Origin of the sequence: Micromonospora sp. NPDC005299 (assembly GCF_042872345.1) — a bacterium.
Lineage (GTDB): Bacteria > Actinomycetota > Actinomycetes > Mycobacteriales > Micromonosporaceae > Micromonospora.
Genome location: NZ_JBIAKG010000003.1, coordinates 582,950 through 603,922, shown reverse-complemented (window position 1 = coordinate 603,922; position 20,973 = coordinate 582,950). Strand labels below are relative to the sequence as shown.

22 protein-coding genes are annotated in these 20,973 nt (G+C 74.7%); 13 read left to right on the top strand and 9 right to left on the bottom strand.

The genetic code is table 11. The features are described from left to right. Window positions 1–42 precede the first annotated feature (42 nt). The 3 genes from ACFYPD_RS12305 to ACFYPD_RS12295 all read right to left on the bottom strand — a co-directional run bounded on the left by ACFYPD_RS12305 (window position 43) and on the right by ACFYPD_RS12295 (window position 1,718). Entirely contained in the window at window positions 43–765 is a 723-nt protein-coding gene (locus tag ACFYPD_RS12305; protein ID WP_387111960.1) for an AIM24 family protein, read from the bottom strand. A 94-nt stretch (window positions 766–859) separates the two neighbouring features. Then, complete coding sequence (locus ACFYPD_RS12300) at window positions 860–1,204, bottom strand: metallopeptidase family protein (RefSeq protein ID WP_387112387.1); 345 nt, start codon at window positions 1,202–1,204, stop codon at window positions 860–862. An 85-nt stretch (window positions 1,205–1,289) separates the two neighbouring features. Further along, window positions 1,290–1,718 carry an OsmC family protein gene (locus tag ACFYPD_RS12295; protein ID WP_387111958.1) on the bottom strand — a complete coding sequence of 143 codons (429 nt, stop codon included), beginning with the start codon at window positions 1,716–1,718 and terminating at the stop codon, window positions 1,290–1,292. Window positions 1,719–1,836: 118 nt separating this feature from the next. On the opposite strand from ACFYPD_RS12295, the gene ACFYPD_RS12290 reads away from it, so the two are divergent. From ACFYPD_RS12290 to ACFYPD_RS12280, 3 genes are all read left to right on the top strand, one after another. Beyond that, on the top strand, window positions 1,837–2,580 hold the full coding sequence (locus ACFYPD_RS12290; RefSeq protein WP_387111955.1) for a hypothetical protein: 744 nt from the start codon (window positions 1,837–1,839) through the stop codon (window positions 2,578–2,580). A gap of 223 nt (window positions 2,581–2,803) precedes the next feature. Next, complete coding sequence (locus tag ACFYPD_RS12285) at window positions 2,804–3,625, top strand: HAD family hydrolase (protein WP_387111952.1); 822 nt, start codon at window positions 2,804–2,806, stop codon at window positions 3,623–3,625. Then, entirely contained in the window at window positions 3,625–4,437 is an 813-nt protein-coding gene (locus ACFYPD_RS12280) for an HAD family hydrolase (RefSeq protein WP_387111950.1), read from the top strand. The genes ACFYPD_RS12285 and ACFYPD_RS12280 overlap by 1 nt, the downstream gene beginning before the upstream one ends. 30 nt (window positions 4,438–4,467) lie before the next feature. Here ACFYPD_RS12280 and ACFYPD_RS12275 read toward each other — a convergent pair whose 3' ends face one another. Continuing rightward, window positions 4,468–5,064 (bottom strand): bacterial proteasome activator family protein, encoded by a 597-nt coding sequence (locus tag ACFYPD_RS12275; RefSeq protein ID WP_387111947.1) that lies wholly within the window; start codon window positions 5,062–5,064, stop codon window positions 4,468–4,470. Window positions 5,065–5,148: 84 nt separating this feature from the next. Here ACFYPD_RS12275 and ACFYPD_RS12270 point away from each other — a divergent pair, with 84 nt between their 5' ends. Together ACFYPD_RS12270 and ACFYPD_RS12265 are read left to right on the top strand one after the other, a co-directional pair. After that, window positions 5,149–5,976 carry an alpha/beta hydrolase family protein gene (locus ACFYPD_RS12270; protein WP_387111944.1) on the top strand — a complete coding sequence of 276 codons (828 nt, stop codon included), beginning with the start codon at window positions 5,149–5,151 and terminating at the stop codon, window positions 5,974–5,976. A 49-nt stretch (window positions 5,977–6,025) separates the two neighbouring features. After that, complete coding sequence (locus tag ACFYPD_RS12265; protein WP_387111942.1) at window positions 6,026–7,249, top strand: ABC transporter substrate-binding protein; 1,224 nt, start codon at window positions 6,026–6,028, stop codon at window positions 7,247–7,249. A 60-nt stretch (window positions 7,250–7,309) separates the two neighbouring features. On the opposite strand, the gene ddaH is transcribed toward ACFYPD_RS12265, so the two are convergent. Next, window positions 7,310–8,143 (bottom strand): dimethylargininase, encoded by an 834-nt coding sequence (gene ddaH / locus ACFYPD_RS12260; RefSeq protein WP_387111939.1) that lies wholly within the window; start codon window positions 8,141–8,143, stop codon window positions 7,310–7,312. 59 nt (window positions 8,144–8,202) lie between these two features. Here ddaH and ACFYPD_RS12255 point away from each other — a divergent pair, with 59 nt between their 5' ends. Continuing rightward, on the top strand, window positions 8,203–8,661 hold the full coding sequence (locus ACFYPD_RS12255; protein ID WP_355054572.1) for an Lrp/AsnC family transcriptional regulator: 459 nt from the start codon (window positions 8,203–8,205) through the stop codon (window positions 8,659–8,661). A 64-nt stretch (window positions 8,662–8,725) separates the two neighbouring features. After that, window positions 8,726–9,682, top strand: a complete 957-nt coding sequence (locus ACFYPD_RS12250; protein ID WP_387111936.1) for a zinc-binding dehydrogenase — start codon at window positions 8,726–8,728, stop codon at window positions 9,680–9,682. Between the two features lie 31 nt (window positions 9,683–9,713). Here the strand turns inward: ACFYPD_RS12250 and ACFYPD_RS12245 are convergent, their stop codons facing one another. The 3 genes from ACFYPD_RS12245 to ACFYPD_RS12235 form a co-directional block, all read right to left on the bottom strand. Next, window positions 9,714–10,814, bottom strand: a complete 1,101-nt coding sequence (locus ACFYPD_RS12245; protein WP_387111934.1) for a hypothetical protein — start codon at window positions 10,812–10,814, stop codon at window positions 9,714–9,716. An 87-nt stretch (window positions 10,815–10,901) separates the two neighbouring features. After that, the gene (locus tag ACFYPD_RS12240) at window positions 10,902–11,159 is read right to left on the bottom strand and encodes a DUF6457 domain-containing protein (protein ID WP_387111932.1); all 258 of its coding nucleotides are present in this window, start codon (window positions 11,157–11,159) and stop codon (window positions 10,902–10,904) included. Further along, complete coding sequence (locus ACFYPD_RS12235; protein WP_387111929.1) at window positions 11,156–11,755, bottom strand: molybdenum cofactor guanylyltransferase; 600 nt, start codon at window positions 11,753–11,755, stop codon at window positions 11,156–11,158. Before ACFYPD_RS12235 ends, ACFYPD_RS12240 begins: the two co-directional genes overlap by 4 nt. A gap of 66 nt (window positions 11,756–11,821) precedes the next feature. On the opposite strand from ACFYPD_RS12235, the gene fdhD reads away from it, so the two are divergent. Further along, a complete protein-coding gene (gene fdhD / locus ACFYPD_RS12230; protein WP_387111927.1) occupies window positions 11,822–12,676 on the top strand; it encodes a formate dehydrogenase accessory sulfurtransferase FdhD in 855 nt (284 codons plus the stop codon). Between the two features lie 74 nt (window positions 12,677–12,750). On the opposite strand, the gene ACFYPD_RS12225 is transcribed toward fdhD, so the two are convergent. Then, on the bottom strand, window positions 12,751–13,929 hold the full coding sequence (locus tag ACFYPD_RS12225; protein WP_387111924.1) for a DUF4192 domain-containing protein: 1,179 nt from the start codon (window positions 13,927–13,929) through the stop codon (window positions 12,751–12,753). 162 nt (window positions 13,930–14,091) lie between these two features. Here ACFYPD_RS12225 and ACFYPD_RS12220 point away from each other — a divergent pair, with 162 nt between their 5' ends. From ACFYPD_RS12220 to ACFYPD_RS12200, 5 genes are all read left to right on the top strand, one after another. Continuing rightward, on the top strand, window positions 14,092–15,006 hold the full coding sequence (locus tag ACFYPD_RS12220; RefSeq protein ID WP_387111921.1) for a fructosamine kinase family protein: 915 nt from the start codon (window positions 14,092–14,094) through the stop codon (window positions 15,004–15,006). Then, window positions 15,003–16,019, top strand: coding sequence for a GTP 3',8-cyclase MoaA (gene moaA, locus ACFYPD_RS12215; protein ID WP_387111918.1), 1,017 nt, complete (start codon window positions 15,003–15,005; stop codon window positions 16,017–16,019). Before ACFYPD_RS12220 ends, moaA begins: the two co-directional genes overlap by 4 nt. A gap of 3 nt (window positions 16,020–16,022) precedes the next feature. Next, window positions 16,023–16,268 carry a MoaD/ThiS family protein gene (locus tag ACFYPD_RS12210; protein WP_387111915.1) on the top strand — a complete coding sequence of 82 codons (246 nt, stop codon included), beginning with the start codon at window positions 16,023–16,025 and terminating at the stop codon, window positions 16,266–16,268. 11 nt (window positions 16,269–16,279) lie between these two features. Then, a complete protein-coding gene (locus tag ACFYPD_RS12205) occupies window positions 16,280–17,659 on the top strand; it encodes a metallophosphoesterase (protein WP_387111912.1) in 1,380 nt (459 codons plus the stop codon). 94 nt (window positions 17,660–17,753) lie between these two features. Next, complete coding sequence (locus ACFYPD_RS12200) at window positions 17,754–20,951, top strand: UvrD-helicase domain-containing protein (protein WP_387111910.1); 3,198 nt, start codon at window positions 17,754–17,756, stop codon at window positions 20,949–20,951. Window positions 20,952–20,973 lie beyond the last annotated feature (22 nt).

Below are 20,973 nucleotides of genomic sequence, written 5' to 3'. Positions count from 1 at the left end.
GGTGCCGGGGCGCCCGGACCGGGCACCCCGCACACCGGGCGGTCACTGGAGCAGGCCGCCGAGCAGGCCGCCCTGCTGCTGCTGGGCGCCGCTGCCCTGCACCGGAGGCTCCTCGGAGGGCTGGACCACGACGAAGCCCTGACCGGCGAAGCTCATCGTGAACGCCTCGCCGGTGCTCCGGCCGAGCAGCGTGCCCAGGCCGAGCTGCTCGGCCCGGTGGTAGCCGGTCTGGAGGTTGGCCGACCAGCAGACCGCGGCCTGCGGGTCGACGTAGGTGGGCTGGTCGACGTTGAGCACGACCGGGGTGCCCTTGGTCGTGATCGCGATCCGGCCGTGGCCGCTGAAGACGCAGTTGAACAGGCCGGACGAGGACGCCATCCCGGCGCCGCCGACCATCTTGATGTCGTACTGGAGGGTGGAGTCGAAGGCCAGCACGCTGGAGCCGTTGATCGACAGGGCGTCGCCGGGCTCCAGGTCGATGATGTGCACGTCCTTGGCGAGCTCGGCAAGGAAGACGTCACCGCGCCCGGAGAGCTTCATCAGCGGCACGCCCTCACCGGTGAGCCGCTGCTTGATGAACTTGCCGATGCCGCCGGAGCCGAGCGCCTGGAACTGCACCTGACCCTGGTACGCGACCATGGACCCGACCCGGGCCATCGCCTCGCCGTTCAGCTCGATCTTCAGCATCTTGGAGTTCTGCAGCCGCATGCCCGGCTGCTGGGATTCCTTCTCAAGGTTCTCCGCGGAGAACAGCGCGCTGCGCATGGGTTTCCTCCTGCATCGGGGTGTGCCTGCACCGGAGGTTAGGGGACCCGCGCAACAGCGGGGATCGGCCGAGCGGGGCGCGACACGGGCCCGGTCAGCCCCAGCCGAGGGCGTGCAGGCGCTCGTCGTCGATGCCGAAGTGGTGGGCGATCTCGTGCACCACCGTCACCGCGACCTCGTCCACGACGTCGTCCTCGGTGTCGCAGATCGCCAGGATGGGGTTGCGGTAGATGAGGATGCGGTCCGGCAGCACGCCGGCGTAGTCCCAGCCCCGCTCGGTGAGCGCGTGCCCCTCGTAGAGCCCGAGCAGGTCCTCGCCCGGCGGCGGGTCGTCCTCGACCAGGATGACCACGTTGCTCATCAGCCCGAGCAGTTCCTCGGGCACCTCGTCGAGCGCCTCGCCGACGAGTTCCTCGAACCGCTCCCGGCTCATCTGCACGGCCACGCGGCCCGGTCACCCCTTCACATCGGCGCGCGGCACGGCAAGGGCGCCCGGTGGGGCACCCCTGCCGTGTCCGGCGTGGTCAGGCCAGGCGGGCGTTCAGCGTGATCTGCGCGCCGGGGGAGAGCAGCCGGGAGATCGGGCAGTTCTCCTTGGCCGCCTCGGCCAGCTTGGTGAACTGGGCCTCGTCCAGGCCCGGGACCTGGCCGACGGTCTCCAGGTCGATCCGGGTCACGGTCATGCCCGCGTCGGTCTTGTCGAAGTGCACCTTGGCGGTGGTGTCGACCGAGGCGTCGGTGGCGCCCGCGTCGGCGAGCTGCTTGGAGAGGGCCATCGAGAAGCAGCTGGCGTGCGCGGCGCCGATCAGCTCCTCGGGGTTGGTGCCCTCGCCCTCCTCGAAGCGGGACTTGAAGGAGTAGTTGCCGGTCAGGCCGCCCTTGCCGGTGCGGACGGTGCCGGACCCCTCGGTGAGGTTGCCCTGCCAACGAGCGGAAGCGGTACGGATAGGCATGGCACCGACGCTAACGGAAAGCGGCCCGCCCCGCACCGGGCTGTGCGCTTGCGGTCCCTGTCACCGCGTGCCGGCCGTGTCATGATTCGGGGCAGGCCCGCGTACGGGAAGGTGGCCGATGTCCCAGGATCTCCCCATCCCCAGGCAGGACAACCGGTCCGACGGCACCGCCGTCGTGGAGTGGGGCGACGCCGAACCAGCTCCGCCCGGCCGGGTGGGGCGCTCGCTCGCCGGCCTGGGCCGGGACCATCGCCTCCCGCCGGTGCTCGCCGGCCTCGGCGCGGTGGCCGCGGTCGCCTCGCTGATCGGCGAGTGGCTGGTGATGACCGTGCCCAACGAGGGCCCGGACGGGAGCAGCACGGTCCGGCTTCCGAGCGGGGTCGCGGAGGTGGGCGGCTTCGGGGTGGCGTACCTGGTGGGTCTGCTCGGCCTGGCGGTCGCCGTGGCCCTGGCGCTGCGCGGCGCGCCGGCGGTGCGGCAGCATGCCCGGCTCGCCGGTCTCGGCCTCGCGGCGGCCCTGCTGGCCGTGCTGATCGCGACCGCCTTCTCGCTGCAGGAGCTGAGCCGCCGCGCCCTCTTCTTCCCCACCGAGCAGCGGTTGCAGGTGGAGCACGGGCGCGGCCTGGTCACCGCCTTCCTCGCCACCGTGCTGCTGGCCGCCGCGCTGCACCTGGCCGGCCGGACCGGCGCCGCGCCGGCCGGTCGAGTGGATGAGCCCCGGGCGGAGCCGGCCGCCGGGGCACCGGACGGCTGGTCCGGCCGGGGCCGGCGCCGGGCGACCGAGGACGAGCTGCCGCCGGGCCCGACCGACCTGAGCGTGCAGCCCACCACGCCCTTCGCCCGGCCCGAACCGCCCCGCTGACCGGGCGGCGGCCAGGTCCTTCAGCCGCCCCGGACCACCCGCCTGCCGCCCTGCGGGGCGAGCCGCGAGGGACACCGGACGGCCGCCGCGGGTTGGTGTCCGATTCGCCGAAAAGCCATGGTTGCGACCCGTTCCGCGAGATACGGTTGCTGCCCGCCGTCCGGTGGCCGCGGCACCGAGGACCTGGACGGCCGACGCGACGGCGGCGGGCGAAGGAGGAACCATGACCCGCCCGGGACTGCCCAAGCTGATCGCCACCGACCTCGACGGCACGCTCGTCCGCAGCGACGAGACCGTCTCCGCCTACACCCACGAGGTGCTCGACCGGGTGCGGGCCGCGGGGATCCCGGTGGTCGGCGCCACCGGCCGGGGGCCCCGCCTGACCGAGCTGACCCGCAACGACATCCGCGCCGCCGACTTCCTGGTGATGGCCGGCGGGGGTCGGGTGGTCGACCAGAGCGATCCGGCGGGGCCGCTGGTGCTGCGCGACGAGCGCCTGCCGGGCAGCGTGCTGGCCCGGATCGTGGCCGACCTGGAGGCCGCCGTCGGCCCGCTCACCGTGATGGTGGAGGCGTCGGACGAGCCCGACGCGCCGCTCTGGGGCGACTACCACCCGAGCTGGCCCTACCCCGAGCGGTTCGAGGCGCGCAGCCGCGCGGAGTGCCTCTCCTGCGACGTGCTCAAGGCGTTCGCGCGGACCGCCGACCACCACGTGGACGAGCTGCTGGCGGTGGCCCGCCGGATCGTCCCGGCCGAACTGGCCTCGCTCACCCAGGCCGGGCTCGGCTTCGTCGAGATCTGCCCGCCCGGGGTGGACAAGTCCACCGGGCTCAGCGTGGTCGCCGAGCGGCTCGGCGTCGACCCGGCCGAGGTGCTGGTCTTCGGCGACCAGCCGAACGACCTGCCGATGTTCGAGTGGGCCGGCTGGGGCCGCGTGGCGGTGGCCAACGCGCACCCGGAGGTGCGGGCCGCGGCCGACGAGATCACCCTGCGCAACGACGACGACGGCGTCGCGGTCTACCTGGACCGACTACTCTCCCGGTGATGGGAGAGGCACCTCGGCTCGTCGCGAGCGACATCGACGGCACGCTGCTCCGGGACGACCGGACGCTCAGCCCGCGCACGGCGGAGGTGCTGGCCCGGATCTCCGCGGCGGGCACGCCGGTCGTGCTGGTCACCGGCCGTCCCATCCGCTGGCTCCAGCTCGTGTACGACCAGCTCGCCGAGCCGCTGCCGGCGATCTGCGCGAACGGCGCGGTGGTGTACGACCCGGTCACCGACGAGGTGCTCCGCGCCGACCCGCTCGCCCCCGACCTGCTGGCCGAGGTGGCCCGGCGGCTCCGGGCCGAGGTGCCCGGGGTGAGCCTCGCGGTGGAGATCGTGGACAGCCGGCAGATGCGGCACGAGGCGCACTACCCGCTGCGCTGGGACGCCGACGCCGATGCGATCCGGGCCATCGAGTCGCCGGAGGAGCTGCTCGCCGTCCCGGCCGTGAAGCTGCTGGCCCGGGCCGGGGAGCAGGACCCGGACGTGTTCGTCCGGGTGGTGGCCGGCGCCCTTCAGGGGCTGGCCGAGGCGACCCACTCGTCGTACAGCGGGCTGGTGGAGATCTCCGCCGCCGGGGTGACCAAGGCGGCCGGCCTCGCCTGGTACGCGGCGCGACTCGGCATCGACGAGCGGGACGTGCTGGCCTTCGGCGACATGCCGAACGACCTGCCGATGCTGACCTGGGCCGGCCGGGCGGTGGCGGTCGCCAACGCGCACCCGGCCGTCCTGGCGATCGCCGACGAGGTGACCGGGCCGAACACCGCCGACGGCGTGGCCGCGTATCTCGAACAGGTCTTCGGGGTGGCCTGAGCGGCCGGGGCGCCCTCGCGCCCCGGCCGGTCAGAGGTACTGGCCGGGCGCGTGGCCCTCGTTGCCCTGCGGCATGCCCGGCATGCCCGGCACCATCCCGCCACCCGGGCCGCTGGGCAGCGCCTGCCGGCCGGAGCGCATCTGCTCCAGCTGGACGCGGGCGGCCATCTGCTGGGCGACCAGCGCGGCCTGGATGCCGTGGAACAGCCCCTCCAGCCAGCCGACCAGCTGGGCGTGGGCGATCCGCAGCTCGCCCTCGCTGGGCGCCTGGTCCTCGGTGAAGGGCAGCGAGATCCGCTCCAGCTCCTCGCGCAGCTCGGGGGCGAGGCCCTCCTTCAGCTCGACGATCGAGCGCTCGTGGATCTCGCGCATCCGGTGCCGGCTGGCGTCGTCGAGGGGCGCCGCCTTGACCTCCTCCAGCAGCTGCTTGATCATGCTGCCGATCCGCATCACCTTGGCGGGCTGCTCGACCAGGCGGGTCGGATCCTCACCCTGGCCCTCGTCGGTCTGCACGGTGCCGACCGGCCGGCCGTCCGGCCCGACCACCACCACGGTGCCGGGGATGCCATCGTTGCCCTGTTCGTCGTCGTCCTGTCCGGCGAAGCGCGCTTCGGTCATGGGACCCATCTTTACCCACCGCCACCACGCGCACGCGCCCGGACCGGCTGCCGGGCCGGAACCACCCGGCCGGGGCGCGCTACCGTCGCCGTCATGCCCGCAGACCCGCGTGCCGTGCTGACCCGGCCGGCCCCGCCGCCGGACGCCACCGTCACCTACGGCGACCACCCGGACCAGTGTGCCGACCTGCGCCGGCCGGCCGGCGGCGGGCCGCCCCGCCGGCTGGTGGTCGTGGTGCACGGCGGCTTCTGGCGGGCCGAGTACGACCGCACCCACACCGGCCCGATGGCGGCGGCGCTGGCCGCGCTCGGCCACCCGGTCGCCCAGGTGGAGTACCGGCGCACCGGCCAGCCGGGCGGGGGCTGGCCGCACACCCTCACCGACGTGCTGGCCGGGGTGGCGGCGCTGCCCGGGTTGGCCGCGGCCGCGCTGCCCGGCCTGGTGGCGTCCGCCCCACCGATCGTCGTCGGCCACTCGGCCGGCGGGCACCTGGCGCTCTACGTGGCCGCGCACGCCCCGGCCACCGTCGGCGGCGTGCTCGCGCTGGCGCCGGTCGCGGACCTCGCCGAGGCGTACCGGCTGGACCTGGACTCCGGCGCGGTGGCCGCGCTGCTCGGCGGCGGCCCGGCCGACGTCCCGGACCGGTACGCGGCCACGGATCCATCGTCGTTGGTGCCGATACGGGCACGCACAGTAGTCCTGCACGGGCTTCTCGACCAGCAGGTCCCGATCGCCATCAGCCGGTCCTGGGTGGCGGCCGCCCGGGCCGCCGGCAGTCCCGCCACGCTCATTGAACTGCCCGAATGTGAGCATTTCGGGCTAATCGCCCCGGACTCGGCGGCCTGGCCGCGGGTGGTCGCCGCGTTGCGGTCGCTTCACGATGATCTTCCTGGCATTGACGCAGCGTCGCGGAGCAGGTAGAACGCCGAGGGGGCGTTGCACCCTGGCCGCTCCATCGGAAAGGAAATCGGTGTCGCAGATGAACCGCAGGCGGGCCCTACAACTGCTGGCCGCACTGGGTACCACCGGGCTGGCGGCGGGCTGCGGCTCCGGGACCGACACCGTGGACGAGGCCAAGCCCGGCAGCCCGATCAAGATCGGGCTGATCGTCCCGGGCAGCGGCCCGAACAAGGTCATCGGGGACGAGATCACCAACGGGTTCCAGATGTTCCTCACCCTCAACGAGGGGCAACTCGGCGGCCACCCGGTGACGCTGGTGCCGGCCGAGGAGGGCGACACCGCCAAGACCGGCCAGGCCGCCGTCGACCGGCTGGTCAAGGAGGGCGTGCTGGCGCTCACCGGCGTGGTCAGCTCCGCCGTGATGTTGGGCATCCGGGACGCGGTCGAGCAGGCGCGGATGCCGCTGGTCGGCTCCAACGCCTCCCCCATCAGCCTGCAGAGCGTCGTCTACATCTGGCGCACCTCCTACGTGCTGAACGAGCCGGGCGAGGCGCTCGGGCAGTACCTGCGGCAGACGCTCGACGCGTCCAGCCGGATCGCCATCTTCGGCACCCAGGGCCAGAGCAGCCGGGACGTCATCGACGGCCTCCGGCGCGGCTACGAGCAGGGCGGCCGCCGGCTGAGCGATGACCCGATCTTCACCCCCGACTACCCCAACCCGGGCAAGGGGGTCTACACCGGCCCGATCGCCAGGGCCCTGGGCCGCCGGCCCGACGCGGTCTTCTGCCACTACGCCGGGGCGCAGGCGGTCCAGTTCGTCAAGCAGCTCTACGCCGAGGGATACAAGGGCCCGATCTACGCGCCGGGCTTCCTCACCGAGGGCACCGTGCTCGGCCAGCTCGACGACGGCGAGAAGGGCGAGGAGCGGGGGCTGATCGAGAAGCACGGCATCCAGACCGCGCTGAACTACTCGGCCGACCTGAACAACACCGCCAACCGGGTGTTCGCCTCGGCGTACCGCAAGACGTACAACGTCTCCCCCACCACCTACGCGATGGCCTCGTACGACGCCGCGCAGGTGCTGGACAAGGCGATCCGGCTGGTCGGTGAGAACCCGACCCCGCAGCAGGTCAACCTGGCGCTCGGCAAGATCGGCCAGATCGACAGCCCGCGTGGCGCCTGGCAGTTCAACCAGTCGCGCACTCCGCAGCAGAAGTGGTACCTGCGCCAGGTCCAGCTCGACGGCCGGATGCTCGCCAACGTCGTGATCAACGAGCTGGCCACGCTCGGCTGATCCACCCCACGTACGCGAAACGGGCGGTCTCCCCGAGGGGAGGCCGCCCGTTCCCGTGCGTCAGTGGCGCAGCTCGGCGATGCAGCACTTCACGCTGCCGCCGCCCTTCTTCAGCTCGGCCAGCTCGACCGGGACCGGGTGGTAGCCGGCCGTCTTGAGCTTGCCGGCCAGCCGGGTCGCCTCACTGTTCAGCACCACGTTGAGCCCGTCGCTGACCAGGTTGAGGCCGAAGGCCAGGGCGTCGTCGTCGTCCGCGACCACCGCGTCGGGGAAGAGCTGGGTGAGCACCTTCTGGCTGGCCGACGAGAAGGCGCCCGGGTAGTAGACGATGTTCTCGTCGTCGATCGAGGCGAGGGCCACGTCCAGGTGGTAGAAGCGCGGGTCGACCAGGCGCAGCGAGACCACCGGTCGACCGAGCGCCTCCTGCGCCTCGGCGTGCGCGGCCAGTTCGGTGCGGAAGCCGTGGCCCGCGAGGACCAGCCCGCCGTGCGCCTCCGGCAGGTAGGCGAAGTCGCCCTCGCCCTCGTTGGTCTCGCTCGGCGCCATGAACCGCCAGCCGTTCTCCTCGTAGAACGCCCGGTGCACGGCGGCCTCGGCGGCCCGCTGCTCGTGCTTGAACTGGGCGCCGTAGACCGTGCCGTCCACCACGAACGCGCCGTTGGCGGCGAAGACCATGTCCGGCAGCCCGCGCCCGGGCGTGAGCAGGTGCACCTCGTGGCCGAGGCCGACCAGGGTTTCGCGCAGGCGGTCCCACTGCTTGACCGCCAGCTCCGCGTCGACCGGGGCGGTCACGTCCATCCACGGGTTGATCGCGTACTCGACCGCGAAGTGCTCGGGCGAGCACATGAGATATGTCCGCTTTCGCGGGACTCGCTGCTGGTTCACGGTCACCAAGAGTAGGTACGGTACAACTTTGGTAACAGCCACAACCATTGCTTCCCAGAGGCGGAACGTTGCAGATAGACGCGGTCGACCAGCGAATCATTGCGTTGCTCGTGGCGGATGCCCGCGCCTCGTACGCGGACATCGGCACGCGGGTGTCACTCTCCGCCCCCGCCGTCAAGCGCCGGGTCGACCGACTCCGATCGGCGGGGGTCATCCGGGGCTTCACGGCGGTCGTCGACCCGGCCGCCGTCGGGTGGACCACGGAGGCGTTCGTCGAGCTGTTCTGCGCCGGCCGGACCACCCCGGCCCAGATCGGCGCCGCCGCCCGCCGCCATCCCGAGGTGGTCGGCGCGTACACGGTCTCCGGCGAGGCGGACGCGCTGGTGCACCTGCGGGCCGCCGACATCTCACACCTGGAGGAGGCGCTGGAGCGGTTGCGGGCCGAGTCCTTCGTCACCTCGTCCCGCAGCACCATCGTCCTCTCCCGGCTGGTCGAGTCCCCCGGCGTCGGCCCCTCCTCGGCTTGACCTCAACCGCGCTTCAGGTCGTCAACTGGACCGGGACGTTCCGAGGACGACAGCGGGAGGCGACGTGCGGGCGGTGTGGCTACGGGAGTTCGGCGGGCCGGAGGTGCTGGTCCCCGGACCGGCGCCGGATCCGGTGCCCGGCCCGGGACAGGTCCTCGTCGAGGTGGCGCACGCGAACATCACCTTCGTCGAGACGATGTTCCGGGCCACCGGGTTCGGCCCGTTCACCGCGGCGCTGCCGGTGATACCGGGCAACGGCGTCGGCGGGACGATCGCCGAGGTCGGCCCCGGGGTGGACCCGGCGCTGCTCGGCCGGCGGGTGGTCAGCACCACCGGCGGCGCCGGCGGGTACGCCGAGCGCGTGGCGGTGGACCAGGGCATGCCGATCCCCGTACCGGACGGGCTGCCGCTGGACGCGGCCGTGGCGCTGCTCGCCGACGGCCGGACCGCGCTCATGCTGGCGCGGGCGGCCGGGCTGCGGCCCGGCGAGCGGGTGTTGGTCGAGGCGGCGGCCGGCGGGGTGGGCGGACTGCTCACCCAGGTCGCCACCGCGGCCGGCGCCCGGGTGGTCGCCGCGGCCGGCGGTCCCCGCAAGGTCGCCCTGCTCCGCGAGCGCGGCCTCGACCCGGTGGTCGACTACCGCGAGCCGGACTGGGCCGACCGGGTCCGGGCGGCCGTCGGCGGCGTGGACGTGGTCTTCGACGGGGTGGGTGGATCGCTCGCCCGGGCGGCCTTCGACCTGCTCGACCGGGGCGGGCGGATGGTCAGCTTCGGGCTGGCCGGCGGCGCCTGGGCGGACCTGCCCGAGCCGGAGGCCGCCGCTCGCGGGGTGACCCTGGTCCGCCCCGGCGGCACGCCCGACGAGCTGCGCGCCCTCACCGAACAGGCGCTCGCCGAGGGGGCCGCCGGCCGGCTCCGGCCGCTGATCGGGCAGCGTTTCCCGCTGGAGCGGGCCGCCGACGCGCACGCCGCCATCCAGTCCCGGGCCACGGTCGGCAAGACCCTCCTCGACGTCCCCTGACGCCGCCTGGCCCCGCCCCCCGCCGCCGCCGTCAGAGGTACATGCCGGTGCGGTGCTCCTGCGGGCGCGCCGGCTTGTCCCCCTCACCGAAGAAGCGCTTGCCGCCGAACTCCCCGTGCAGCCGGTCGTCCAGCTCGTCGGCCAGCCCCGTCATCACCTGCACGGCGAGCATCAGGTGGGTGGCCTGGAAGTTGCGGCCGAACACCGGGATCGAGGCCCACACCGTGTCGTCGGCGCAGTAGAGCCGGCCGATCGGCATCCGGTTAGTCAGCTCGGAGAGCTTCACGTAGAGACGCTCGGTCGGCTCGACCTCGGTGAGCACCGGGGAGAAGACGTCGACCAGGGGCGGGTTGTCCCGGACCCGGACGAAGACCATCGCCGAGCCGGCGCGGATGTTGATGTCGCCGTCCGAGTCGACCTGCACCTGGTCGGCCTTGGACTTCAGCATCGTGGAGACGACCGTGCGCACCCGCTCCTCCAGGGCCAGCACGTCGTTCTCGCCGGCCTGGGCGGTGGCGGCGGCCGCCAGCGCCTCGTCGAGGTCGGCCTCCACGTCGCGGTCCGGGCCGAACTCGCTGCGCGCGGTGCCGAGCGGCTCCTCCGGCAGCGGCTCCCCCTCGGCGTCGTGCACCAGGTAGACCAGGAAGGCGGGGTGCGGGGCGCCGTAGACGTCGCGCAGCGTCCGGGACAGCACGGCCGACAACCGGACGGCCTCGTCGGCGACGCAGTCCAGGCCGAACTGCTCACCGGAGCCCGCCACCACCCCGGGCGGGGACCAGCCGAGCGCGATCATGTCGGCCACCGCGGCCCGGTCCAGCCGGTAGCCCTGCGGCAGGGTCGCGTTGCCGACCGCCCGCGCCGAGAGGCGGCTCTCCTCGCCGGCGTCCACGCTCACCGAGTAGACGGCGTCCCCGGTGCCGGAGGCGGTCGGGTCGAGGGTGACCTCCAGGTGCGCGCCGGCGGGCAGCCCGCGCAGCCGATCGGCCAGCGCGCGGGCGAACTCCCGCCAGGCCTCGGTCACCTTGGCCCGCAGGTCGGCCGTGGTCGGCTCGTCCAGCAGGATCGACTCGTGCTGCTCCGGCGCCGCGCCGGCGGGCTCACCAGCCGGCGCCGAGGGGTGGTCTGCCGTCATGATCGCCTCCGTCCGTCCTCGCCACCCTACCCACGGACGATGGGGGTCCAATCACCCCGACCGGCATCGGACAGCCGACCGGAGGCGCTACTCGCCGGGGGCGGACCCGTCCAGCTCCACGGGCCACGTGCCGGCCAACGCGCCGAGCCGGGCGGCCGCCGCGGCCGGGTCCGCGCCGCGCCCCACGGCCACCCCCAGGAGGTACGCGGTGACCGGCGCCCCCGGCCGCAGCACCTGGTGCGCCACGTCCCTGGCCAGGTCGAGCACGGTCGGCACCGGCACCTCGGCCGGGTCCAGCCCCAGCTCGGCGCAGGCCGCCGTGACCCAGTCGTCCATCGCCGTCATCTCGTCCACTCCTCGGCCCGCCGTACGTCCTCGTCAGTGTCGCAGTCGAACCAGGGTGGCGGCCCGGACCCGGACCAGGACACCTCCCGTACGGTCGTGCCGGCGAGCAGCCCGCGCACCGGCGCCCCGTCGACCGTGCCGCCGCGCTCGGCGGCGAGCCGGTCCAGGGCGGCCCGGAGCGCGCCCACCCGCCACACCGCGCAGAGATGCTGCCGGCGGCCGTCGCCGTCGACGTAGCAGGCCACCCCGGCGGCCGAGCCGTCGAGGGCGCCCCGCAGCTCGGCCACCGCCGCGGCGGTGAGCAGCGGCAGGTCCGCCGCGAGCAGCGCGACGGTGGTGGTGCCGGGATCGAGCAGGGCCAGACCCGCGGCGGTCCCCGCCACCGGGCCGCCGCCGGGAGGCTCCTCGCGGGTCACCCGGACCCCCTCGGGCACCGGGCCGGCCGGGCCGACCACGATCCGCGCGCCCGCGTCGGCCACCGCCGCCAGCACCCGGTGCAGCATGGGCCGGCCGCCGACCGGCCGGGCCGGCTTGTCCACCCCACCCATCCGGCGGGCCGCGCCGCCCGAGAGCACCACCGCCGCGTACGCCGTCACCGGCCCACGGTAACCGCGGCGGCGTCGCCGTGCGGGTCGCCAGGGGCGCGGGGCAGGATGGGCGGCATGGGACGGGCGACTGACCGGCGGGGCGTGCTCCGGATCGACCTCGACGCGGCGGCCGACGGGCGGGCGCGGATACGCCGGCAGGACACCCTGGCGGTGGAGGAGCCGCTGGAGATCCGGGTCGGCCCGGCGGGACCCGGCCGGCGCAAGCCGCTCGCGGTGACCATGCGCACCCCCGGCGACGACCTGGACCTGGCGATCGGCTTCCTCCTCACCGAGGGGCTGATCCGGTCGGCCGACGACGTGCGCACCGCGCAGCTCTGCGCCGGGGCGGAGACCCCCAACACGTACAACGTGGTCGACGTGGTGCTGGCCCCCGACGTGCCCGAGCCCGTCACCGATCCGTCCCGGAACTTCTACACCACCAGCTCGTGCGGGGTCTGCGGCAAGGCGAGCATCGACTCCGTCCGGACCCGCTCGCAGTTCGACGTGCGCGAGGATCCGCTGACGGTGACCGCCGAGCTGCTCGCCGGGCTGCCCGACCGGCTGCGCGCCGCCCAGCGCGCCTTCGACCGCACCGGGGGCCTGCACGCGGCGGGGCTCTTCACCGCCGACGGCGAGCTGGTGGTGCTGCGCGAGGACGTCGGCCGGCACAACGCGGTGGACAAGGTGGTCGGCTGGGCCGTCCGGGAACGCCGGCTGCCGCTGGCCGGGCACGTGCTGCTGGTCTCCGGCCGGGCGAGCTTCGAGCTGACCCAGAAGGCGTGGATGGCCGGGGTGCCGCTGCTCGCCGCGGTCTCCGCGCCCAGCACGCTCGCCGCCGACCTGGCCGAGGAGGCCGGAATGACGCTGGTCGGCTTCCTGCGCGGCGGGACCATGAACGTCTACACCGGGGCGCAGCGCGTGCCCGGCTGACCCGGTCACCGGCGAGGCGCATCGCGTGCGCGGTCACCGGCGTCCTCGCGGCGCTGAGCGGCCTGTTCCTGCGGTCATTGGGGGCGGCGCCGGCGGCGGCGGAGCACCAGCGGGCCGGCGGTCGCGGGCCAGCCGTCGAGCTCGGACGGGGCCAGCCCGCGGCGCAGCGCGTCGTCGAGGAGCACGGCGAGCGAGTAGCCGGGATGGGCGGCCAGCACCCGTTCCAGGGCGACGGCGGCCAGCGCGCCGTGACCGGCCCGCCAGGCGGCGAAGGCCAGCAGGCACCCTGGGGCGGCGATCAGCTCCGGCTCGGCCCGGCACAGCACATCCGTCCAGAGGCTGATGTCGGCGTCCCGACCGTCGGTGCGGGACCACGCGTGGTCGCGGACCGGGAGGTGGGTGAGGAGCACCGTCAACCAGGCCACCTCGTCATCGCCGAGCCGCTCACCGCGCCGGTGCCGCCGGAACGCGGTGCGCACCGCCGCCACCCCCGCCGAGCGGACCGCGCGGCCGTCCACCGGCGCGTTCCCGACCGCCTCTCCGGCCCGCCCGGCCGCCTCCTCAGCAAGCCCGGCCGCCACCCCGGTCCGACCGGCATCCCCGGCCAGCCGGGCTGCCTCCCCGGCGAGTCCGGCATCCCCGGCCGGCCGGGCTGCTTTCCCGGTCGGTCCGGTCGCCTTCCCGGCGAGCTCCATCAGGCGATGGCGGGCCCGGACGGTGGCCCGGCGCATGGCCACCCTGACCGGCCCGTCGATCGGGGCCACCTGCGCGGCCAGCGCGGCCCGGTCGGGCAGGGCGACCTGACCGGCGAAGACGGCCGCCGCGCTGACCTGGCTGGCCGCCGCGTCGTAGGGGGTGCCCTCGGGCGGGCAGCAGGCCGGCTCGGCGCAGAGGTAGGACCACCAGCGCCCGTCGGTCACCCGGAGCGCGTCGAGGACGAGCAGCCCGGCCTGGTCCAGGGCCTCGCCGACCGCGTCGACCGCGCCGGTGACGCGGGCAGCGGGACCGTAGCCGAGCACGGTGGCGGCGTCGGTGCGCTGCCGGGCCACCACCTCGGCCAGGTGCCGGGCGGCCCGGCGCGGGTCGCTGCCCGGCTCGGGCAGGTCACTCCGGGCGGCGAAGACGACCCGCCGGCCACGCATCGCCACCACCACGACGCTGTCGGCGGGATGGAAACCGAGCAGGTACGGCACGGCGGCGACGAGGTCGGCGGGCGAGCGGACGGCGAGGCGGGGACGCTCGATGGAGTTCATGCCGGGAGCGTGCGGCGCAGCGATGCCGGCGCGACAGGCCCTGTGGACGACACGCGGGTTGTCCACAGATACGGAGAGTATCGGGCCAGGTCGGCGAGGACCGGCACGCCGTGGGGCCGCGCACGGCCCGCACCGGCCCTCCGGACCGGCTACGTTGCGCTCATGGACCTGGCGTACCTGCGGGCACACCCGGAGCACCTGCCGACCTTCCTGACCCACCAACGGATCCGGGAGACGCCGGTCTCCGGCGGGGACATCTGCGCCGCGTCCCGGCTCACGCTGGACGACGGGCACTCGGTCTTCGCCAAGACCTGGCCGGAGCACGCCGAGCGGGCCGCGCCCGACGGCTTCTTCACCGCCGAGGCCGCCGGGCTGCGCTGGCTGCGCGAGGCCGGCACGGTCGCCGTACCGGAGGTGGTGGTGGCGCTGCCGGAGCTGCTGGCGCTCGACTGGGTCGAGACCGGCGAGCCGACGCCGGAGGGTGCCGAGTTGTTCGGCCGCGAGCTGGCCGGGCTGCACCGCGCCGGGGCCCCCGCCCTCGGCGCCGAGTGGCCCGGGTTCATCGGCGCGCTCCCGCAGGACAACACGCCCGACCCGGGCCCGTGGTCGGAGTGGTTCGCCCGGCGGCGGCTGCAGCCCTACCTGCGGATGTCGGTCGACAACGGCGCGCTCACCACCGCGGAGGTCGGCCCGGTCGAGGAGCTGATCGACCGGATCGCCGAGTTCGGCGGCGACGAGCCGCCGGCCCGGATCCACGGCGACCTCTGGCCCGGCAACCTGCTCTGGGGCCTCGACGACCGGGTCTGGCTGGTGGACCCCGCCGCCCACGGCGGCCACCGGGAGACCGACCTGGCCCAGCTCGCCCTCTTCGGCGGCCCGCCGCACCTCGACCGGATCACGGCCGCCTACCGGGAGGCGTGGCCGCTGGCCGACGGTTGGCGGGAGCGGGTGCCGCTGCACCAGCTCCACCTGTTGCTGGTGCACACCGCGCTGTTCGGGGCCGCGTACCGGGCAGCGGTGGACTCCGTCGCCCGCGCCGCGCTGCGCGGCACCGGACGCGCTACGGTCGACGGGTGACCGCCGCCCCGACGACGACCGACGGGGTCCTCGTCGACCGCTACGGCCGGGTCGCCCGGGACCTCCGGGTCTCGCTGACCGACAAGTGCAACCTGCGCTGCACCTACTGCATGCCCGCCGAGGGGCTGCCCTGGCTGGCCGGGCCGCAACTGCTCGACGACGACGAGATCGTCCGGCTGATCCGGGTGGCGGTGCACCGGCTCGGCGTCACCGAGGTCCGCTTCACCGGCGGCGAGCCGCTGATCCGGCCCGGCCTGGCCCGCATCGTCGCGGCGGTGGCTGCTCTGGAGCCCCGCCCACGCATCTCACTGACCACCAACGGCATCGGTCTGGACCGCCTCGCGCCCACCCTGCGCGCCGCCGGGCTGGACCGGGTAAACGTCTCGCTGGACACCCTGGACCGGGAGCGGTTCGCCGGGCTGACCCGGCGGGACCGGCACGCCGACGTGCTGGCCGGGCTTGCCGGCGCGGCGGCCGCCGGGCTGACCCCGGTGAAGGTCAACGCCGTGCTGATGCGCGGGATCAACGACGACGAGGCACCCGCGCTGCTCCGCTTCGCCCTGACCCACGGCTACCAGCTGCGGTTCATCGAGCAGATGCCGCTGGACGCCCAGCACGGCTGGGACCGGTCGACCATGGTCGTCGCCGACGAGATCCTCGCCGCCCTGCGCGCCGAGTTCACGTTGACCGCCGACCCCGGCGAGCGGGGCGCGGCCCCGGCCGAGACCTGGCTGGTGGACGGCGGCCCGGCCCGGGTCGGTGTGATCGCCAGCGTGACCCGGCCGTTCTGCGGAGACTGCGACCGGACCCGGCTCACCGCCGACGGCCAGGTCCGCAACTGTCTCTTCGCCACCGAGGAATCCGACCTGCGCGCCGCGCTGCGCGCCGGGGCGGACGACGAGGAGCTGGCCCGGCGCTGGCGTGCCGCGATGTGGGGCAAGCGGGCCGGGCACGGCATCGACGACCCCACCTTCCTGCAACCCGCCCGTCCGATGTCGGCGATCGGAGGCTGACCGGTGCAGCTCACCGTCCGCTACTTCGCCGGCGCGCGGGCCGCGGCCGGTCGCGCCGAGGAGACGACATCCGCCGGCCGGTCGCTCGACGCGCTCCTCGACGAGCTGACCGAGCGGCACGGCGAGCGGCTGGCCATGGTGCTGAAGGCGGCGAGTTTCCTGGTCGACGGCGTGGCCTGCCATGATCGTCAGGCACCGCTGCCGGCCGGGGCGACGGTCGACGTGCTGCCGCCCTTCGCGGGCGGCTGAGGGAGGCTCCCGTGTTGGCGATGGCGTCGTTCCTGGGCTTCGCTGTGCTCGTCATCGCCCTGATCCACCTCTACCTGTGGAAGCGGCTGGTGCGGGACACCACCCGGCCGGGCCGGCTGCGGAAGGCCGGCGGGGTGGTCGCGCTGCTGCTGGCGCTGCTGGTGCCGGCGACCATGGCGGGCACCCGCAGCGGCTCCGACTGGCTGGCCTGGCCGGGCTATCTGTGGCTGGCCCTGATGTTCTACCTGCTCGTGCTGCTGCTGGTGCTGGAAGTGCCCATGGCGGTGGCGAAGCTGGTGCTGCGCCGCCGCGAGCGGGCCGCGACCGGCGCGGCGATCGCGCCGTCGCCGGTGCCGGCGGGCGGCACCAACCGCGCGGACGCCTCTGCCGCCGGCGTCGCCGAACCGGCGACGGCCGGCCCCGCGTCCACGTCACCCGTCGCGCTGGCGGAGCCGTCGCCCGTGGCGGTGGCGGAGCCCGCCGGGTCCGCCGAGCCGCCGGCCGGCGCTCCGCAGGACGGCGGCAGCCCCGCCGGGGGCCCGCCGGACCACGACCCGTCCCGCCGGTTGCTGCTGGCCCGGGGGGCCGCCATCTTCGCCGGGCTCACCGCCGCGGGCGTCACCGGGTACGGCGTCGGCACCGCGATGGGACCGCCCCGACTGGACCGGGTGCAGATCCCGCTGGCCAGGCTGCCCCGCGCCATGGACCGGCTGCGCATCGCCACCGTCTCGGACATCCACCTCGGGCCGCTGCGCGGCCGGTCGCACACCGAGCGGATCGTCGCGATGATCAACAAGCTTGACGCCGACCTGGTGGCGGTCGTCGGCGACCTGGTCGACGGCTCGGTGGCCGAGTTGGGCACGGCCGCGGAACCGCTGCGCGACCTGCGCTCCCGTTACGGCAGCTTCTTCGTCACCGGCAACCACGAGTACTACTCCGGGGTGGAGGAGTGGGTGCGCGAGGTGGACCGGCTCGGCCTGCGGGTGCTCCAGAACGAGCGCCAGGAGATCCGGGCCCGGGGCGGCGTGCTCGACCTGGCCGGGGTCAACGACGTCACGGCCACCGGCACCGGGCTGGCCGCCCCCGCCGACTACGCCGCCGCCCTCGGCGACCGCGACCCGGGCCGCCCCGTGGTGCTGCTGGCCCACCAGCCGGTGGCCGCGCACGAGGCGGCGAAGTTCGGCGTGGACCTCCAGCTCTCCGGGCACACCCACGGCGGCCAGATGGCGCCGTTCAACCTGCTGGTGAAGCTCCAGCAGCCGGTGGTCTCCGGTCTGGGCGAGGTGGACGGCACCAAGGTCTACGTGACCAACGGCGCCGGCTTCTGGGGCCCGCCGGTCCGGGTGGGCGCGCCGCCGCAGGTGACCCTGGTCGAGCTGCGCGCCCCATAGCGCGTCCCGGCAGCCCGGTCCAGCACCGCATTGCTCACGTCACGCGTACGCGTGGCGGCGGGCGGCCGGGGGACCGGGCGTGACAGGATGCGGCGTGCCTCCGTTCAGCGCCGTACCCCCCGGTGGCCTCCCGCCGTTCGTCGCGGATCTGCACATCCACTCGAAGTACTCGCGCGCGTGCAGCCGTGACCTGACCCTGCCGAACCTCGGCTGGTGGGCCCGACGCAAGGGCATCGGCGTGCTCGGCACCGGCGACTTCACCCACCCCGCCTGGTACGACCACCTGCGCGAGACCCTGCACCCGGCCGAGCCCGGCCTCTACCGGCTGAGCCCCGAGGCGGAGCGGGACATCGCCCGGCGGCTGCCGCCGCGGCTGGCCAGCGCGGCGGAGGCGGACCCGGTCCGGTTCATGCTCAGCGTGGAGATTTCCACGATCTACAAGCGGGACGACCGGACCCGGAAGGTGCACCACCTGATCTACCTGCCGGACCTGGACGCGGTGGCCCGGTTCAACGCCGCGCTGGGGCGGATCGGCAACCTGGGCTCGGACGGCCGGCCGATCCTCGGGCTGGACTCCCGCGACCTGCTGGAGATCACCCTGGAGGCCAGCCCGGACGGCTTCCTGGTGCCGGCGCACATCTGGACGCCCTGGTTCTCCGCGCTCGGCTCGAAGTCCGGCTTCGACGCCATCGCCGACTGCTACGCCGACCTGGCCGAGCACATCTTCGCAGTGGAGACCGGCCTCTCCTCCGACCCCGAGATGAACTGGCGGGTCGGCAGCCTGGACCGCTACCAGCTGGTGTCGAACTCGGACGCGCACTCACCTCCGGCGCTGGCCCGGGAGGCCACCGTCCTCGACTCGGCCCGCGACTACTTCGCCATCCGCGAGGCGCTGCGCACCGGCGACGGGCTGGCCGGCACCATCGAGTTCTTCCCGGAGGAGGGCAAGTACCACGCCGACGGGCACCGGCTCTGCGGGGTGAACTGGTCCCCGGAGCGCACCCGGGAGGCCGGCGGGCGCTGCCCGGAGTGCGGGAAGCCGCTGACGGTGGGCGTACTGAGCCGGGTGGCGGAGTTGGCCGACCGGCCCGAGGGGCACCGGCCGGCGCACGCCCGGGAGGTGACCCACCTGGTGCCGCTGGCCGAGATCCTCGGCGAGCTGAACAAGGTGGGCGCCCGCTCCAAGAAGGTCGAGGGGAAGCTCCACGAGCTGGTCGCCGCGCTCGGCCCGGAGCTGGACATCCTCACCCGTACCCCGCTGGACGAGATCGGCCGGGTCGGAGGTGAGCTGCTGGCCGAGGGCATCGGCCGGCTGCGCCGCGGCGAGGTGCGCCGGGTCCCCGGCTACGACGGCGAGTACGGCGTGATCACCCTCTTCGACCCGGCCGAGCTGGGGTCGTCGAGCGGGGGCGCCGGCCAGGACACGCTCTTCGACGTACCCGTGGCCGTGCCCGCGCAGCGGAAGCCCGCGGAGCCGGCGCCGAAGCCCAAGGCCCGGCGCCCGGCGGCGGCCAAGGCCGAGCCGAAGCGCAAGCCCGCAACGCCGCCCCCACCACCGATCGCGCCGGCGCCCTCCCCGCACGAGCCGTTCGAGCCGATGCTCGCCGGGATGGAGGAGGTCGGCACGGGGCTGCTGGACCGGCTCGACGCGATGCAGCGGGTGGCCGCCTCGGCGCCGGGCGGCCCGCTGCTCATCGTGGCCGGACCGGGGACCGGCAAGACCCGGACGCTGACCCACCGGATCGCGTACCTCTGCGCGGAGCTGAACGTCTTCCCGGAGCAGTGCCTGGCGATCACCTTCACCCGGCGGGCCGCGGAGGAGCTGCGGCACCGGCTGGACGGGCTGCTCGGCCCGGTGGCCGAGGACGTCACCGTCGGCACCTTCCACTCGCTGGGCCTGACCATCCTGCGGGAGAACGCGCAGGCCGCGGGGTTGCCGGCGGACTTCCGGATCGCCGACGACGCCGAGCGGGCCGCGGCCCGCGCGGAGGCCGGCGAGGACGACGAGCGGTACGCCGCGCTGCTGCGGAAGCGGGACCTGGTCGACCTGGACGAGCTGCTCACCCTGCCGGTGGCGCTGCTGAGGGCCGACCGGAAGCTGGTGCGGGAGTACCGCGAGCGCTGGAAGTGGATTTTCGTCGACGAGTACCAGGACGTCGACGCCGTCCAGTACGACCTGCTCCGGCTGCTCAGCCCCGCCGACGGCAACCTCTGCGCGATCGGCGACCCCGACCAGGCGATCTACTCGTTCCGGGGCGCGGACGTCGGCTACTTCCTGCGCTTCTCCCAGGACTTCACCGACGCCCGACTGGTCCGGCTGAACCGTAACTACCGCTCGTCGGCGCCGATCCTTGCTGCCGCCGTGCAGGCCATCGCGCCGTCGTCGCTGGTCCGCGGCCGCCGCCTCGACCCGGCCCGGCTCGACCCGGAGGCCCCGCTGGTCGGTCGCTACGCCGCGACCTCCGTCGCGGACGAGGCCGATTTCCTGGTACGCACCATCGACGACCTGGTCGGCGGCCTCTCCCACCGTTCGCTCGACTCGGGTCGGATCGACGGGCGGGCCACCTCGCTGTCCTTCTCCGACATCGCGGTGCTCTACCGCACCGACTCGCAGGCCGCGCCGATCGTGGACGCGCTGGCCCGGGCGAACATCCCCGTGCAGAAGCGCTCGCACGACCGCCTGCGCGACCGGCCGGGAGTGAGCGCCATCGCCCGCGAGTTGCGGCACGCCGGGCTCGACGGTTCTCTGACCGCCCGCGTACGGCTGGCCGGTCAACTGCTGGCGGAGCGCTTCGCCGTGCCGACCCTCGACGGCTCCGGCGCGGTACGCCCCGAGGACGTCCGCACCGCGGTCGACCTGCTCACCCCGCTGGCCCGGCGCTGCGGCGACGACCTCGGGCTGTTCCTCTCCCAACTGGCGACCGGCGCGGAGGTGGACGCCCTCGACCCGCGCGCCGAGGCGGTCACCCTGCTCACCCTGCACGCGGCGAAGGGGCTGGAGTTCCCGGCGGTCTTCCTGGTCGGCGCCGAGGACGGGCTGCTGCCGCTGCGCTGGCCCGGGCAGGAACCGGACGACGACGCGGTGGCCGAGGAACGGCGGCTCTTCTTCGTCGGGCTGACCCGGGCCCAGGACCGGCTCTACGTGAGCCACGCGGCGCGGCGTACGCGGCACGGGTCGGAACGCGAGTGCCGCCCGTCCCCGTTCCTCGACGTGATCGACCCGGGCCTGTTCGAGCGCTTCGGCGACACCGAACCCCGCCGCCCCCGCGACCGCCAGCTCCGCCTGATCTGAACGGCGGCGTGGCGAGCGGAAC

Excerpts from the sequence above, each read along its gene's own strand:
- ACFYPD_RS12305 (WP_387111960.1), bottom strand. The coding sequence starts at position 765 with ATGCGCAGCGCGCTGTTCTCCGCGGAGAACCTTGAGAAGGAATCCCAG.
- ACFYPD_RS12295 (WP_387111958.1), bottom strand. The coding sequence starts at position 1,718 with ATGCCTATCCGTACCGCTTCCGCTCGTTGGCAGGGCAACCTCACCGAG.
- ACFYPD_RS12290 (WP_387111955.1), top strand. The coding sequence starts at position 1,837 with ATGTCCCAGGATCTCCCCATCCCCAGGCAGGACAACCGGTCCGACGGC.
- ACFYPD_RS12285 (WP_387111952.1), top strand. The coding sequence starts at position 2,804 with ATGACCCGCCCGGGACTGCCCAAGCTGATCGCCACCGACCTCGACGGC.
- ACFYPD_RS12280 (WP_387111950.1), top strand. The coding sequence starts at position 3,625 with ATGGGAGAGGCACCTCGGCTCGTCGCGAGCGACATCGACGGCACGCTG.
- ACFYPD_RS12275 (WP_387111947.1), bottom strand. The coding sequence starts at position 5,064 with ATGGGTCCCATGACCGAAGCGCGCTTCGCCGGACAGGACGACGACGAA.
- ACFYPD_RS12270 (WP_387111944.1), top strand. The coding sequence starts at position 5,149 with ATGCCCGCAGACCCGCGTGCCGTGCTGACCCGGCCGGCCCCGCCGCCG.
- ACFYPD_RS12245 (WP_387111934.1), bottom strand. The coding sequence starts at position 10,814 with ATGACGGCAGACCACCCCTCGGCGCCGGCTGGTGAGCCCGCCGGCGCG.
- ACFYPD_RS12240 (WP_387111932.1), bottom strand. The coding sequence starts at position 11,159 with ATGACGGCGATGGACGACTGGGTCACGGCGGCCTGCGCCGAGCTGGGG.
- fdhD (WP_387111927.1), top strand. The coding sequence starts at position 11,822 with ATGGGACGGGCGACTGACCGGCGGGGCGTGCTCCGGATCGACCTCGAC.
- ACFYPD_RS12225 (WP_387111924.1), bottom strand. The coding sequence starts at position 13,929 with ATGAACTCCATCGAGCGTCCCCGCCTCGCCGTCCGCTCGCCCGCCGAC.
- ACFYPD_RS12220 (WP_387111921.1), top strand. The coding sequence starts at position 14,092 with ATGGACCTGGCGTACCTGCGGGCACACCCGGAGCACCTGCCGACCTTC.